Raw genomic sequence first — 14,367 nt, 5'->3', positions numbered from 1 at the left:
GCGATGGAAGATGGTGACCCCGGCGCGATTCGAACGCACGACCTGTCCCTTAGGAGGGGACCGCTCTATCCAGCTGAGCTACGGGGCCATCGGCGGCGATTCTCGCACGAACGGATGACGGGTTGAACGCGCTCGCCGGCCGCGCGACCGCGCTGCAAGGGCACGCAAGCCACACGCGAATCCGGCATGCAATGCGGATCGGCCGGGCCGCATGCATGTCCGTCGCGCGACATGGCGGATGCATGCGCGGATGCTCCACGCGCAGCGGAAGACATCCCGGGGCCGCATTGGTTTCAGTTGCATCCAACTGAAATCATTGGCTTTGTTGCGACGCAGCGCTTGACAGCCCCCCGGGGTGCCGTGCTTTTCTTCCGGCATGCGCTTCCATGCACTCCACACGACGAATCCGACACCGGCCACGCAGCCGGCGCCGTCGCGTGCCTGTGCCGGGCGTACCGGCATTACCACCACCATTACCACCCTGACTCGTCGGGTGCGGTTGGTTGTGTTCGCGTAATTCGCAGACCACGGCCCCGCACCCGGATCAGGATGCAGGGCAACCCCGATTCCTGATGCGTGCCGGGCCTCCTACCCGAGGTTCCTGACCCATGTCGTCCCGCACCGCCGAAGTCGAACAATCCAAACCGCGCGTCGTCGTCCACAAGTTCGGCGGCACGTCCGTTGCCGATGCCGAACGTTACCGCCACGTGGCGCAACTGCTGCTGGCGCGCGAAGAAGACCTCCAGATCACTGTGGTCTCGGCGATGAAGGGCGTGACCGACGCGTTGATCGAACTGGCCGAACTCGCGTCGCGCGGGCAGGAGGAATGGCGCGAGCGCTGGCACGAGCTGCGTGCGCGGCATCGGGGCGCGGCCGTGGCGCTGCTCGGTGAGAGCGCCGGCGGCACGCTGGACTGGGTGGAGGAACGCTTCGACCAGCTCGCGCAGATCCTGGCGGCGCTCGGGGTGATCGGCGAACTCCCGCGCGAAGTGCTGGATCGCGTGCAGGGCCTGGGCGAAGTGCTGTCCGCGCGCCTGCTGGGCGACTACCTGCGCACGCTGGGCGAGGATTGTTCGGTACTCGACGCCCGCGACGTGCTGGTGGTGGATCGCAGCGACCTGGGCGTCGACGTCGACTGGGCGATCAGCGCGCAGCGCCTGGCGGAATGGCGGAAGGTCCATCCGCAACAGCGCGTGGTCGCCACCGGCTTCGTCGCCCGCGACCGCAACGACCGCATCACCACGCTCGGCCGCAATGGCAGCGACTACTCCGGCGCGATCTTCGCCGCGCTGTACGACGCGGCCGAGCTGCACATCTGGACCGACGTGGACGGCGTGCTGTCGGCCGACCCGCGCGTGGTACCGGAAGCGGTGCAGCTGGACACGCTGAGTTACGACGAAGCCTGCGAACTGGCCTACTTCGGTGCCAAGGTCGTGCATCCGCAGACCATGTCGCCGGCGATGGAACGCGGTCTGCCCATCATCATCCGCAACACCTTCCATCCGGAGCACCCCGGCACCCGCATCACCGCCGAGCGCGATGTCAGCGGACCCGTGAAGGGACTGACGCTGAGCCCCGACCTGGCGGTACTGAATCTGGAAGGCACCGGCCTGATTGGCGTGCCCGGCACGGCGGAGCGGGTGTTCGCCGCCCTGCGCGATGCGCGCGTGTCGGTGGTGATGATCTCGCAGGGATCGTCGGAACATTCGATCTGCTGCGTGGTGCGCCGCGCCGAGGCGGCGCGTGCGCAGTCCGCGCTGCTCACCGCCTTCGCACACGAGCTCACGGTGGGCCAGGTACAGCGCGTGCAATTGACGGAAGGCGTCAGCGTGCTGGCCGCCGTCGGCGACGGCATGGCCGGGCAGCCGGGCGTGGCCGCGCGCCTGTTCGAATCGCTGGGCCGCGCACGCGTCAACATCCTGGCGATCGCGCAGGGCTCGTCCGAACGCAACATCTCGGTCGCCATCGACAGTGCGGACGCCACCAAGGCGCTGCGTGCCGCGCACGCGGGTTTCTGGCTGTCGCCGCAGACGTTCGCCGTGGGCGTGATCGGGCCGGGCAACGTGGGCGCCACGCTGATCGAGCAACTGCGCGCCGCACAGCCGCAACTGCTGGGCAAGGCCAACCTCGACCTGCGCCTGCGCGCCATCGCCTCCAGCAAGCGCATGCTGCTGGGCGAGCGCAGCATCGGCGCCGACTGGCGCGCACGCTTCGAAGCAAGCCCGCAACCGGCCGACCTGGATCGCTTCACCCAGCACCTGCTGTCGGCGCACATGCCGCATGCGGTGATCGTGGATTGCAGTGCCAGCCCGTTGGTCGCGGACCGGTATGCCGAGTGGTTGGCGGCCGGCATCCACGTGGTCACGCCGAACAAGCAGGCTGGCGCCGGCCCGCTGCCGCGCTACCACGCGATCCGCGAAGCGGCGTCCGCCAGCGGCGCACGTTTCCGCTACGAGGCCACGGTGGGCGCCGGCCTGCCGGTGATCTCCACCCTGCGTGACCTGCTGGACACCGGCGACGCGGTGGTGTCGGTGGAGGGCATCTTCTCCGGCACCCTGGCCTGGCTGTTCAACAAGTACGACGGCAGCGTGCCGTTCTCGCAACTGGTCACGGAAGCGCGTGGCCTGGGCTATACCGAACCCGATCCGCGCGATGACCTGTCCGGCACCGACGTGGCGCGCAAGCTGGTGATCCTGGCGCGTGAAGCGGGGCGCGAGCTGGCGCTGGAAGACGTGCAGGTGGAAAGCCTGGTGCCGGCATCGCTGCGGCAGGCCAGCGTCGATGACTTCATGGCACGGCTGGGCGAAGTGGATGCCGGTTTCGACGCGCAGCTCGCGAAGGCGAGGGCTGCGGGCAACGTGCTGCGCTACGTGGCCAAACTGGATGCGGAAGGCCGTGCCAGCGTGGGCCTGGTGGAACTGCCTGCTGCGCATGCGTTCGGCAATCTGCGCCTGACCGACAATATCGTGCAGTTCACCACGCGCCGTTACTGCGACAATCCGCTGATCGTGCAGGGCCCGGGTGCAGGTCCGGAAGTGACGGCGGCCGGCGTGTTCGCCGACGTGTTGCGGGTGGCGGCCGGGCAGGGGGCGAAGCTGTGATGCCGGATTCGAGGATGCAAGCAGGAGAGCCGTGGGCATGAGGGAGCAGGCAAGTGCGTTTTCGCCGGCGTCGGTGGGCAACGTGGGCGTCGGGTTCGACATCCTCGGTCACGTGATCGAAGGGGTCGGCGATACGGTGGGCGTGCGCCGCATCGATGCGCCGGAGGTGCGTATCGCCGCCATCCGTGGCGCGACCGTGGACCTGCCGCTGGATGCGCCGGGGAATACCGCGGGCGCGGCGCTCATCTCGCTGCGCGAGGCGCTGGCGCTGCCGTTCGGCTTCGAGGTGGAGATCGAGAAGGGCATTCCGCTCGGCTCGGGCATGGGCGGCTCTGCAGCCTCCTGCGTCGCGGCACTGGTGGCAGCCAATGCCCTGCTGGAAACGCCGCTGAGCCGGGAGCAGCTGTATCCGCATGCGCTGGTAGGCGAGGCGGTGGCCAGCGGCGGCAGGCACGGCGACAACCTCGGTCCGATGCTGCTGGGCGGCCTGGTGCTGTCGACATCCGAACACCTGGTACGCGTTCCCGTGCCGGAGCATTGGCACAGCGTGCTGGTGCATCCGGACGCCATCCTGGAAACCCGGCGCGCGCGCGCTGCCCTGCAGGGAAGCTACGAGCTGAAGGACTTCGTGGCGCAGAGCGCGAACCTGGCGCTGGTGCTCGCGGGTTGCCATGCAGGCGATGCAGCGCTCGTGCGTGCAGGGTTGCGCGACGTGCTGGTCGAACCCCGCCGTGCACCGCTGATCGTCGGCTTCGACGCGGCGAAAAGCGCCGCGCTGGAAGCCGGTGCGATGGGCGCCAGCATTTCAGGCGCCGGTCCCAGCGTGTTCGCGTGGTTCGAGTCGCGTGGCGAGGCGGAAGCGGCAGTGTCTCTCGTGCAGGCGGCGTTCGCAGCGGCCGGCTTCGACAGCCAGGCCTGGGTGTCGCCGATCAACGCGACCGGTGCCGAACTGCTGTCCGCGCACTGAGCCTTCTCCATTTCCGGTCGAGCCGCCTGGCAGGGCGGCTCCCCTACAGGTCACCTTCCAGATGAACTTCATTTCCACTCGACACGCCGCGCCCGTTGCCACGCTCAGCCAGGCCATCGCCGCCGGGTTGGCGCCCGATGGCGGGCTGTACGTGCCAGAAGCGCTGCCGCCACCTCGCGACCTGTCGCCGGGAAGCGATGTCGCGGATACGGCCGCCGCCCTGCTCGCGCCCTTCTTCCAAGGCGATGCGCTGGCGGCTGAATTGCCGGCGATCTGCCGGGAGGCATTCGATTTCCCCGCGCCACTGGTCTCGCTCGGAACGCCGGACGATTACGTGCTGGAGCTGTTCCACGGGCCCACGGCGGCGTTCAAGGATTTCGGTGCACGCTTCCTAGCCGCCGCGATGGCACGCCTGCGCCGGCATGAAGCCAAGCCGCTGACCATCCTGGTGGCCACCTCGGGCGATACCGGCGCGGCGGTGGCCGCTGCCTTCCATCGCCAGCCCGGGTTGCGCGTGGTGGTGCTGTATCCCGATGGTCGGGTGTCGCCACGGCAGGCGCACCAGTTGGGATGCTTCGGCGACAACATCACGGCGCTGCGGGTGGCCGGTTCGTTCGACGACTGCCAGGCCCTGGTGAAGCGCGCCCTCAACGATGCCGAGCTGCAGGCGCAAGCGCCGCTCAGTTCCGCCAACAGCATCAGCCTGGGGCGCCTGCTGCCGCAGATGAGCTACTACGCGCATGCGGCGTTGACGCATCGTGCGGCGACCGGGCGGGTACTGAACTTCGTGATTCCCACCGGCAACCTGGGCAATGCCCTGGCCGCGATCCTGGCGCGTGCGCTGGGCGTGCCGCTGGGGCGCATTGCATTGGCGACCAACGCCAATCGCGTGCTGCCGGATTTCTTCGGCGGCGGCGACTACGCGCCGGCCTCAAGCATTGCGACCCTGGCCAACGCGATGGACGTGGGCGCGCCCAGCAACTTCGAGCGGTTGCGCTGGCTGTTCGGCGACGACGATGCTGCATTGCGCGCCGCCTTCACGGCGGCCCATGTCGACGACGCCACCATCCGCGAAGTGATCGCGCGGCGCTACCGCGACCACGGTGAGGTGCATTGCCCGCACACCGCCACGGCGATCAAGGTGCTGGAGGATCTGCGCGCGCAGGGCGAGGCCGGCGACTGGGCGGTAGCGGCCACGGCGCATCCGGCCAAGTTCGAGAGCGTGGTGGAGCCGCTGATCGGGCGGACCGTCGACGTGCCACCGGCGCTGGCCGAGCTGCTGGCGCGCCCGGCGCATGCCGATCCGATCTCCGCTGACTACGGCGCCTTGCGCAAGCGCCTGCTGCAGTAGTCCAGATCGCCGTTGTGGGAGCGATGTGATTCGCGACGTATCGCCGCCTGGTCGTTCGCGAATTGCGTCGTCCCTACAACCCGAGGTCGCGTCGCTCAGGTCACCTGCCCGCCGAAGGGCGTCGCGAACATCGCACGAGGGTGCACCGTCCTGCGCTAAGCTCATCCGATGACACGATACTTCCTGCCCGCTTTCCTGTGGGTCGCGCTGCTCGTTGGTGCCGTTCTCCCCACGGCGCGCGCGCAATCCGCCGTCTCGCCGCCCGATGTCCGCGCGCTGAAGCCGGGCGAGTTCCTCTGGTATCCGCAGATCGCGCCCGAGGGCCCCGTGGTGCTGGTCGTCAGCCTGGACGAACAGCGTGCCTACGTGTATCGCAACGGCATCGCCATCGGGGTGTCGACGATCAGTTCGGGCAAGGCGGGCAAGGACACGCCGACCGGCGTGTTCACCATCCTGCAGAAGAACAAGGACCACCGTTCCAACCTCTACAACAACGCACCGATGCCTTACATGCAGCGGCTGACGTGGGACGGCATCGCGCTGCACGGAGGCCATCTGCCCGGCTATCCCGCTTCGCATGGGTGCGTGCGCTTGCCGCAGGCCTTCGCCGAGAAGCTGTTCGGCATCACGCACTTCGGCGACTCGGTGGTGGTGGCGAACGCGAAGGCATCGCCGGCCAGCGTGGTGCACCCGGCGGTGCTTGCACCGGTCACCTCGGGTGGCGAGGCGGCGCATCCGGAACTGTCGGCCTACGAGGTCTACTGGAACGAAGCGGCATCGCCGGAAGGCCCTGTCAGCATCCTGGTCAGCCTGCACGATCAGCGCGTGTCCGTGCTGCGCAACGGCGTGCTGATCGGTGCGGCGCCGTTGCAGAAGGTGGCCGATTTCGCCCTCAACGGCACGGTCCTGCTGGTGATGACCACGGAGAAGGAAGACATTCCCAGCCTGCTGGATCCCGAGCAGAAGGAGTACCGCTGGGTCGCCCATCGCGTGCTCGGCGAAGAAGGTGCGCCGATGCCGCCGCTGCGCTCGTTGGGCGATGCGTTCTGGATTCCCCAGGCTTTCGCACGCCGGCTGTACGGCATCCTGACGCCGGGCACGACGGTGTTGCTGTCGGACCTGCCGGGCGTGCGCGCAACGCCAGCCGAACAGGGGACGGTGCCGGTCTTGGAATCCGATGAAGCCGGCCCCACACCGGTCGTACGCTGAGCCTTGCGGACGGAATCGGGATGCCGGCGTTTTCTTCCCCCGCCGGATGTCCGTCATGACCCCGTTCCGTCGCCTTCTGTCCTGCTGCATTGTCGTGCCGGGTCTCTCGCTGGCGGGCACGGCCACCGCCGGGCCACCGTCGCCGGGGTCTGCCGAACACCTGGTCGACGCGCTGCACCGCGCCGCGCCGGCGCTCGACCGGAAGGTGCTCTCGATGGCAGCCCGGGCGATGACGTGTTCGATCCGGCGCGGTGAACCTGTCCCCGCGCACCGGCTCAGCGTGATCGACTATTCGCGTCCCTCCACCCAGCCGCGCATGTGGGTGTTCGATCTCGAGCGCCAGCGCCTGCTGTTCGAGGAGTGGGTGGCGCATGGGCGCAATACCGGCGAGAACCTGGCCACCCGGTTCTCCAACGCCAACGGCAGCTACATGTCGAGCCTCGGCTCGTTCGTCACCCAGGAGTCCTACAGCGGTGCCAACGGCTACTCGCTGCGGCTGCAGGGGCTGGAGCCCGGCTTCAACGACAACGCGCGCGAACGCGCCATCGTCATCCATGGCGCACCCTATGTCAGCGATGCCCTGATCCGCGCGCAGGGGCGCCTGGGACGCAGCCTCGGCTGTCCGGCCGTGCGTGCGGCAGTGGCGCGGCCGTTGATCGACAGCATCCGCGGCGGCTCGTTCGTGTTCGCGTACTACCCGGATCCCGCCTGGCTGAAGCAGTCGCGCCTGCTGGGCGCGGACTGCGGCCAGGGCGTGGCCGCGCATCCCGCCCCGGCGGGCGCGGGCGGCTGACGCGCCTCAGATATCCAGCGGGATCTTCAGGTAACGCCGCCCGCTCGCTTCGGGCTCGGGCAATTGTCCGGCCCGGATGTTGACCTGCAGCGATGGCAGCAGCAACACAGGTGCCGCCAGCGTTGCGTCGCGCGCTTCGCGCATCTTCACGTAATCCTCTTCGGTCACGCCGCCGCCGATGTGCACGTTGCGTGCCTTCTCGTCGGCGACGGTGGTTTCCCACGCGTAGTGGTCGCGACCCGGTGCCTTGTAGTCGTGGCAGAGGAACAGGCGCGTGTCGTCCGGCAGCGACAGCAGTGCGTGGATGGAACGGTACAGGGTGCGGGCATCGCCGCCGGGAAAGTCGGCGCGCGCGGTCCCGTAGTCGGGCATGAACAGCGTGTCACCGACAAACACCGCGTCGCCGATCCGATAGGACACGCAGGCCGGCGTATGGCCGGGGGTATGCATGACGCGGACCTCCAGCCCGCCGAGCGCGAACGTCTCGCCATCGCGGAACAACCGGTCGAACTCCCGCCCGTCGCCGCTGACATCGTCCAGCCCGAACACGGGCGCGAACGTGCGCTGCACATCGCGGATGTGTTCGCCGATGCCGATCGGTGCCCCGGTCTTCTCTTTCAGCCAGGGCGCCGCACTGAGGTGGTCGGCATGCGCATGCGTCTCCAGGATCCACGCAACCGTCAATCCCTGTTCCGCAACAAAGGCGAGCAGGGCGTCGGCGGAACGGTGCGAGGCGTGGCCCGAACGGTGGTCGTAGTCCAGCACCGGGTCGATGATGGCCGCCTGCCGGGTGGCGGGGTCCCACACCACGTAGCTGACGGTGTTGGTGGCTTCATCGAACTGGGCGTGCGTGACGGGAATCTGCATGTGTCCTCCCGGGAGGGGTTGTTTTTTTAATTTAGACTAGACTAAATTAAGAGAACACTAAAGTAAAGCGTGCCCGATGCCTTTCAGACAACGTGAACTGGACCAGATGCGTGCCAGCGCCGCAGAAGCCGCCGCGCTGATGCGTGCGCTGGGCCACGACGGCCGCTTGCTGGTCCTGTGCACGCTGGTCGCGCGGGGCGAGTGCAGTGCGGGCGCGCTGGCGCAGGAGGTCGGGCTCAGCCCGTCGGCGCTTTCGCAACACCTGGCGCGGCTGCGCGACGACGGGCTGGTGGAGAGCCGGCGCGAAGCGCAGACGGTGTACTACCGCATCGCCGATCCGCGCCTGGTGCGCCTGATCACGGTGCTGAAAGATCTCTACTGTCCCTGAGGGCAACACGATGACGATTCCTTCGATTTCCCCGCAGCAAGCGCACGAGATGCGTGCCATGGGTGCCGTGCTGGTGGATATCCGCAATCCCGACGAACACGCGCGCGAACATATTCCCGGCGCCATCCTCTGGCCGGTCTCGCGCACGGGCATACCCTTGCAGAAGGGCACGGCCGCAGCGGTCGTGTTCCACTGCCGCTCCGGTGCGCGCACACAGGCCAATGCGGTACGACTCGCAGCGGCCGCCGGAGGCGATGCCTTCCTGCTGGAGGGCGGGCTGGAAGCGTGGAAGCAGGCAGGCCTGCCCGTGCGCGCGGATCGCACCCAGCCGATCGAACTGATGCGCCAGGTGCAGATCGCGGCCGGGGCGCTGGTGCTGGCGGGCGTTCTGCTTTCTGTGTTGGCATCGCCGTACTGGCTGCTGCTGTCCGGATTCGTGGGGGCAGGGCTGGTGTTCGCGGGTGTCAGCGGATTCTGCGGCATGGCACGCGTGCTGGCATGGATGCCCTGGAATCGCCGCGCGACTGCATGATCCGGGCCATCGACCATTCCCCTTTCCAACGGAGTCTCCCATGAGCGAATCCCAGACGGTCAGCATCACCCTCGAGCAGGAAGACGACTACGCCTTCCGCATCCGCTTCGACGACACCACCATCGCCGAGCTGATGACCGATGAACCCGAGCCGCTGGGCAAGGGAGAGGGTCCGAACCCGACACGGCTACTGGTGTCGGCCGTGGCCAACTGCCTGTCGGCCAGCCTGCTGTTCGCGCTGCGCAAGTTCAAGAATTCACCAGGCAAGCTGGTGACGCATGCGACGGCCGAACTGGTTCGCAACGAACAGGGGCGGCTGCGCGTGGGACACATCCATGCCGACATCCGGCTTGCGGAAGCCGGCACGGCGCATGCGTCGCTCGAACGCATCCTGGCCCAGTTCGAGAACTTCTGCGTGGTGACCGAAAGCGTGCGTCACGGCATCGATGTCTCCGTCAGCGTCACCGACGCCGACGGCGTCCAGCTGCATGGCACCGCGCGGGCGGACCACGGCGAGTCCTGAGTTGCGGGTGGGGCGGGCTGCCCTTGTGGGAGCGACGCAAGTCGCGATGAAGCGTTACCGCTGCCCGTTCGCGACTTGCGTCGCTCCCGCAAGGGAGGGGAACGGCCGCGCACGCCTCGCGCTCCCGGATCGCCCCCGGCCGTCGGGCGTGGCATGATCCGGTCCTCCGCAGTCCGTATCCGAAGCCGTCCGTGATCGCGCCCATCAAGGGGAAAGCCACATCGCTGGACATCGCCCACCTGGCCGGCGTGTCCCAGCCCACCGTGTCGCGCGCGCTGCGCGGCAGCCCGATGGTCAACGAGGAGACACGCAAGCGCATCCTGGCCATCGCCGAGCAACTGAACTACAAGGTCGACAAGAACGCCTCCAACCTGCGTCGCCAGCATTCCGGCACCCTGGCGCTGCTGTTCTTCGAAGACCCCACCCCGGATGAGTCGTCCATCAACCCGTTCTTCCTGTCCATGCTGGGCAGCATCACCCGTGCCTGCGCGCTGCGCGGTTACGACCTGCTGATCTCGTTCCAGCAGCTGTCCAACGACTGGCAGGCCGATTACGAAGACAGCAAGAAGGCCGACGGCATCATCCTGCTCGGTTACGGAGACTACCTGGAGTCACGCGGCCGGCTGGAGCGGCTGGTGGAGCAGGGCACCCATTTCGTGCGCTGGGGCGCCGTGCAGCCGGATACGCCGGGTGTGTCGATCGGCTGCGACAACACCCAGGGCGGGCACGACATCACCGCCCACCTGATTGCGCAGGGGCGGCAGCGCATCGCGTTCCTCGGACATGCATCGAACCACTATCCGGAGTTCTTCGAGCGCTACCTCGGGCACCGGCAGGCCCTGGAATCCGCAGGCGTGGAAGCGGACACCGCCCTGCAGGTGGATGCCATCACCACCGAGCAGTCCGGCCATGAAGCCGCCTGCGAACTGCTCGCGCGTGGCGTGCCTTTCGATGCGATCTTCGCAGCCAGCGACCTGATCGCGGCGGGCGCGATGAAGGCCTTGCTCGAACGCGGCCTGCGCGTGCCGGAGGACGTCGCCGTGGCGGGTTTCGATGACATTCCGCTGGCCAGCTTCGTCAACCCCGGCCTGTCCACGGTGCAGCAGGACACCAAACGCGCCGGCGCCCTGCTGGTGGAAACCCTGCTGGCCCTGATCAACGGAGAACCGGCGGAGAGCCAGACCATCCCGGTCAGGCTGGCGCTGCGCGGGTCGACGGCGGCAAAGTGAGGGCACCGTTGTAGGAGCGACGTAAGTCGCGACCGGATGCCATCAGCCCGCTTTGGCGCTCGATGTCCTGGACGGAATTCCGTTGCGAATACGCCAACACGCGTTCATGGCATGCGTGGTCTGCGGTCGCGACTTACGTCGCTCCTACAGTACAGAAGGCGCCGCCTTCAATCCGCCTTGGGCGCTTTGCGTGCCATCAGCTCGGCCAGGCGTGCGCGCGTATCGGCGCGCGTGATCGGCGCGTCCAGCAGGAACACGCGCACGCCGTGCGCAGGCACCTCCGCTTGCAGGCGGTTGCGCACGCGTTGGGTCTTGCCGGTGAACGCATCGCGCCAGGTGCCGGCCTGCAGGTGGTCGGATACCGACAGCTTCGCCGGTGCATCCGCCTTGTTCAGCAGCACCAGCGCAGTCTGATTGATGCCTTCGTGCTGCAGCACGCGGTAGAAGATCGCCTGGTCTCCCTTCATGCGCACGTTGAGCTGGAGGCCACGTTGCAGTGCGGGTGTGTCGCGGCGCAGTTGGGCGATGCGCTTCAAGGGGGCGAAGATCGGGCTCTGCGGCGCAGCGTCGATGCGGTCCTGGCCGAAGTAGTTGCGATTGCCGGCATGTTCCGCGCGCCCACGTTCGAAGCCGGTTTCCGACCCGTAGTAGATCACCGGGATGCCGCGCGCGGTGAACAACCAGTTGTGGGCATCGATGAACCCCGCGTCCGTGGCGTTCATGCGCGCCATGTCGTGGTTGTCGTAGAAGGTCATCAGGTCGTACGGGTTCGCGTACGGGCCGTCTTCCAGGTACAGCGCCTTGCCGATCTCCTCGTAGCTGGTGCCCGGCTTCTCGAAGGTTTCGGCCAGTTTTCCCTTCAGCGGGAAATCCAGCACGCTGTAGCTGCCATTGCGGGCCCAGGTGTGGCCGGCGATGCTGGCGGCGTCGTAGTTGAAGTTCTCGCCGAACATGAAGAAGCCCGGCTTCTTCGCACGCATGCGGTCGGCGAATTCCTTCCAGAACGCGTGCGGCATCCAGGCGATGGTGTCCACGCGGAACGCGGCCGCGCCCTGGTCGATCCACTGCTCGTAGGCGCCGACCAGGTACTCCATCACCGCCGGATTGTTCTCGTTGAAGTCCGAGAGCTGCGCCAGTCCGCCGCCGGTGTTGTAGAACGCGTGCATCGGTTTGCGGCGCGGGTCCAGTCTGTCCGGGTCGAGGTTCTGGTGGTCGGCGATCAGCTTGCCGTCCTTGTCCCAGATCTTGCCGTACTGCGGCTGCATCTTCGGCATCGAATACGCGGGCGAGCCGTGATTGCCGACGATGTCGAGTACCACGTCGAGCTTCTGCTCCTTCATCGCCTTCGTGAAGCCGGCGAAATCCAGTCCTTCGCTGGGCAGGTGCTCGTCCAGCCTGTAGAAGTTGATGCCCCAGTAGCCGTGGTAGCCGGTCTTGCCGCGGTCGGTGAACATGCCGGCCCATTTCACCTCCTCGCCACCGGTGAAGGCTTCGTCCGGGTTGTCGATGATCGGCGTGATCCACACCGAGGTGAAGCCGAGATCGCGGATGTAGCCGGCGTTGTCGAGTACGCCCTTGAAGTCGCCGCCCAGGTAACCGACGTTGTCGGTCTGGCCTTCGGGCGCACCGGGGGTGGCGCGATCGAAGGTCGGGTTCTTGCCGCCCTGGTCGCGATGGTCGTTCGACGGATCACCGTTGACGAAGCGGTCGGTCAGCACGAAGTACACGGCTTCCTTCGCGAAGGGCTCGGTGGTGCCGTAGAACTCGTCGGCGGCCAGCACGGTGCATGGCGCGTACAGCAGGACCGCCAGTGCGGCAGCGAGCGAACGGTGGGTGTACTTCATCAGTGGGCCTGCGAGGAAATGGGGGCGGCGGCGTCCGGCGTTTCGTGCACGCGGGCCAGGGCCAGGGCGGCCAGCAGCAGGCTGACGCCGCTGATGACCAGCGCGAAGATCGCTTCATTGGCGAAGAATGCGCGCAGCGCCGGGCCCAGCAGCGTGGCCGCGACGATCTGCGGGACCACGATGAACATGTTGAAGATGCCCATGCAGATGCCCATCTTCTCCGCCGGTACATGGCTGGACAGCAGCGCGTACGGCATCGACAGGATACTGGCCCACGCCACGCCCACCAGCGCGAACGAGGCGATCAGCCAGGCCGGGTGCGGCACCCACCACATCGACAGGAAGCCTACGCCGCCGAGGACCAGCGAGCCCGCATGCACGGCCTTGCGATTGAGCGGGAAGCGGGCGGCATAGAAGCTGAGCAGCAGCGCCACCAGCATCGACGACAGGCCGTAGTAGCCCATGTACGAGCCCACGAGGTCGGCAGCATCCTGGAACGCCGCATTGGCCGACTGGAAGGCCGCTGCCTGTGCAGGCACCGCCATGTCGAATGCCGCCGGATCCGGTGCCGGCGCGTTGAAGATATGTTCCGTCAGGCCCGGCGTGGCCATGCTCCACATCGCGAAGAACGCCAGCCAACTGAAGAACTGCACCATGCCCAGGCGCCGCATCTGCGCCGGCATGTGCGCGACATGCCGGGCGATCTCGCTGGCCACGTTGCCCTGCGCACGTTTGTCGGCGTGGAAGCGCTCCAGATCGTCCGGCGGATACTCGCGCGTGGTCAGGATGGTGACCAGGATGCTGGCCATGAAGACGAAGGCGCCGATCGCGAAGGCGATCTTCACCGACGGGGGCACCACGCCCGGGCCCGCTTCGTTGGACACCCCGAGTTGCGTGATGAACCACGGCAGGTTGCTGGCGACCCACGTGCCGATGCCGATGATCAGGGTCTGCAGCACGAAACCGTAGGAGCGCTGGCTCTCCGGCAGCTTGTCGGCCACGAGCGCACGGAAGGGTTCCATGCTGATGTTGATGCTCGCATCCAAGACCCACAACAGCCCGGCCGCGATCCACAACGTGGGCGAGTGCGGCATGAAGACCAGCGCGATCGAACTGAGGATCGCGCCCGCGAGGAAGTAGGGGCGCCGCCGTCCCAGTCGGGGATGCCAGGTGCGGTCGCTGAAATAGCCGATGACCGGCTGCACCAGCAGGCCCGTGAGCGGCGCGGCGATCCACAGCAGCGGCAACGCGTCCTTCTCCGCGCCCAGGGTCTGGAAGATCCGCGACATGAAGCCGCCTTGCAGCGCGAAACCGAACTGGATGCCCAGGAAGCCGAACGACATGTTCCATATCTGCCAGAAGGACAGGCGGGGCTTGGCGGTCATCGGGGTCCCTGGCAGTGCGATGCGGTCGGAAGTGGGCACGCGTGGTGGCGGGCGTGGCGGCATCTTGCAGGCAAGCGCGGACGATTCCATGCTGCACCGCAAACAATGCGCGCATGCGCGACACCGAACGTCTGCTCCGCTCTTTCGCGCGTGCCCAACGCAAAAGTCCTTGTGCCAC

The 14,367-nt window shown here is 67.5% G+C and carries 12 protein-coding genes and 1 tRNA gene; 9 read left to right on the top strand and 4 right to left on the bottom strand.

Annotated features, from left to right (window positions below; genetic code table 11):
- Positions 1 to 11: 11 nt before the first annotated feature.
- A tRNA-Arg gene (locus ACIPRS_RS01780) sits at positions 12 to 88 on the bottom strand.
- A gap of 520 nt (positions 89 to 608) precedes the next feature.
- On the opposite strand from ACIPRS_RS01780, the gene thrA reads away from it, so the two are divergent.
- The 5 genes from thrA (at position 609) to ACIPRS_RS01755 (ending at position 7,421) form a co-directional block, all read left to right on the top strand.
- Positions 609 to 3,101 carry a bifunctional aspartate kinase/homoserine dehydrogenase I gene (gene thrA / locus ACIPRS_RS01775; RefSeq protein ID WP_446537316.1) on the top strand — a complete coding sequence of 831 codons (2,493 nt, stop codon included), beginning with the start codon at positions 609 to 611 and terminating at the stop codon, positions 3,099 to 3,101.
- Between the two features lie 37 nt (positions 3,102 to 3,138).
- Positions 3,139 to 4,068 carry a homoserine kinase gene (locus ACIPRS_RS01770; RefSeq protein WP_446537315.1) on the top strand — a complete coding sequence of 310 codons (930 nt, stop codon included), beginning with the start codon at positions 3,139 to 3,141 and terminating at the stop codon, positions 4,066 to 4,068.
- A 61-nt stretch (positions 4,069 to 4,129) separates the two neighbouring features.
- Complete coding sequence (thrC, locus tag ACIPRS_RS01765) at positions 4,130 to 5,419, top strand: threonine synthase (RefSeq protein WP_446537314.1); 1,290 nt, start codon at positions 4,130 to 4,132, stop codon at positions 5,417 to 5,419.
- A 168-nt stretch (positions 5,420 to 5,587) separates the two neighbouring features.
- A complete protein-coding gene (locus ACIPRS_RS01760; RefSeq protein WP_446537313.1) occupies positions 5,588 to 6,628 on the top strand; it encodes a L,D-transpeptidase in 1,041 nt (346 codons plus the stop codon).
- 55 nt (positions 6,629 to 6,683) lie between these two features.
- A complete protein-coding gene (locus ACIPRS_RS01755) occupies positions 6,684 to 7,421 on the top strand; it encodes a murein L,D-transpeptidase catalytic domain family protein (protein WP_446537312.1) in 738 nt (245 codons plus the stop codon).
- A gap of 6 nt (positions 7,422 to 7,427) precedes the next feature.
- On the opposite strand, the gene ACIPRS_RS01750 is transcribed toward ACIPRS_RS01755, so the two are convergent.
- Positions 7,428 to 8,288, bottom strand: a complete 861-nt coding sequence (locus ACIPRS_RS01750; RefSeq protein ID WP_446537311.1) for an MBL fold metallo-hydrolase — start codon at positions 8,286 to 8,288, stop codon at positions 7,428 to 7,430.
- A gap of 76 nt (positions 8,289 to 8,364) precedes the next feature.
- Between ACIPRS_RS01750 and ACIPRS_RS01745 the strand changes: the two genes are divergently transcribed.
- From ACIPRS_RS01745 to ACIPRS_RS01730, 4 genes are all read left to right on the top strand, one after another.
- Entirely contained in the window at positions 8,365 to 8,676 is a 312-nt protein-coding gene (locus tag ACIPRS_RS01745; protein ID WP_446537310.1) for an ArsR/SmtB family transcription factor, read from the top strand.
- Positions 8,677 to 8,686: 10 nt separating this feature from the next.
- Complete coding sequence (locus ACIPRS_RS01740) at positions 8,687 to 9,208, top strand: rhodanese family protein (RefSeq protein ID WP_337730061.1); 522 nt, start codon at positions 8,687 to 8,689, stop codon at positions 9,206 to 9,208.
- Between the two features lie 40 nt (positions 9,209 to 9,248).
- Complete coding sequence (locus ACIPRS_RS01735; protein WP_446537309.1) at positions 9,249 to 9,731, top strand: OsmC family protein; 483 nt, start codon at positions 9,249 to 9,251, stop codon at positions 9,729 to 9,731.
- Positions 9,732 to 9,925: 194 nt separating this feature from the next.
- Positions 9,926 to 10,960 (top strand): LacI family DNA-binding transcriptional regulator, encoded by a 1,035-nt coding sequence (locus ACIPRS_RS01730; RefSeq protein ID WP_337730858.1) that lies wholly within the window; start codon positions 9,926 to 9,928, stop codon positions 10,958 to 10,960.
- Positions 10,961 to 11,127: 167 nt separating this feature from the next.
- Here ACIPRS_RS01730 and ACIPRS_RS01725 read toward each other — a convergent pair whose 3' ends face one another.
- Together ACIPRS_RS01725 and ACIPRS_RS01720 are read right to left on the bottom strand one after the other, a co-directional pair.
- On the bottom strand, positions 11,128 to 12,804 hold the full coding sequence (locus ACIPRS_RS01725; protein ID WP_446537308.1) for an alpha-amylase family glycosyl hydrolase: 1,677 nt from the start codon (positions 12,802 to 12,804) through the stop codon (positions 11,128 to 11,130).
- A complete protein-coding gene (locus ACIPRS_RS01720) occupies positions 12,804 to 14,189 on the bottom strand; it encodes an MFS transporter (RefSeq protein WP_446537307.1) in 1,386 nt (461 codons plus the stop codon). Before ACIPRS_RS01720 ends, ACIPRS_RS01725 begins: the two co-directional genes overlap by 1 nt.
- Between the last annotated feature and the right edge of the window lie 178 nt (positions 14,190 to 14,367).

The organism is Pseudoxanthomonas sp. LARHCG66 (assembly GCF_052871755.1).
Note: the sequence above shows the minus strand (reverse complement) of the source record. Positions and strands in the feature narration are given on the sequence as shown.

Excerpts from the sequence above, each read along its gene's own strand:
- thrC (WP_446537314.1), top strand. The coding sequence starts at position 4,130 with ATGAACTTCATTTCCACTCGACACGCCGCGCCCGTTGCCACGCTCAGC.
- ACIPRS_RS01760 (WP_446537313.1), top strand. The coding sequence starts at position 5,588 with ATGACACGATACTTCCTGCCCGCTTTCCTGTGGGTCGCGCTGCTCGTT.
- ACIPRS_RS01720 (WP_446537307.1), bottom strand. The coding sequence starts at position 14,189 with ATGACCGCCAAGCCCCGCCTGTCCTTCTGGCAGATATGGAACATGTCG.
- thrA (WP_446537316.1), top strand. The coding sequence starts at position 609 with ATGTCGTCCCGCACCGCCGAAGTCGAACAATCCAAACCGCGCGTCGTC.
- ACIPRS_RS01725 (WP_446537308.1), bottom strand. The coding sequence starts at position 12,804 with ATGAAGTACACCCACCGTTCGCTCGCTGCCGCACTGGCGGTCCTGCTG.
- ACIPRS_RS01735 (WP_446537309.1), top strand. The coding sequence starts at position 9,249 with ATGAGCGAATCCCAGACGGTCAGCATCACCCTCGAGCAGGAAGACGAC.
- ACIPRS_RS01755 (WP_446537312.1), top strand. The coding sequence starts at position 6,684 with ATGACCCCGTTCCGTCGCCTTCTGTCCTGCTGCATTGTCGTGCCGGGT.
- ACIPRS_RS01770 (WP_446537315.1), top strand. The coding sequence starts at position 3,139 with ATGAGGGAGCAGGCAAGTGCGTTTTCGCCGGCGTCGGTGGGCAACGTG.
- ACIPRS_RS01740 (WP_337730061.1), top strand. The coding sequence starts at position 8,687 with ATGACGATTCCTTCGATTTCCCCGCAGCAAGCGCACGAGATGCGTGCC.
- ACIPRS_RS01745 (WP_446537310.1), top strand. The coding sequence starts at position 8,365 with ATGCCTTTCAGACAACGTGAACTGGACCAGATGCGTGCCAGCGCCGCA.
- ACIPRS_RS01750 (WP_446537311.1), bottom strand. The coding sequence starts at position 8,288 with ATGCAGATTCCCGTCACGCACGCCCAGTTCGATGAAGCCACCAACACC.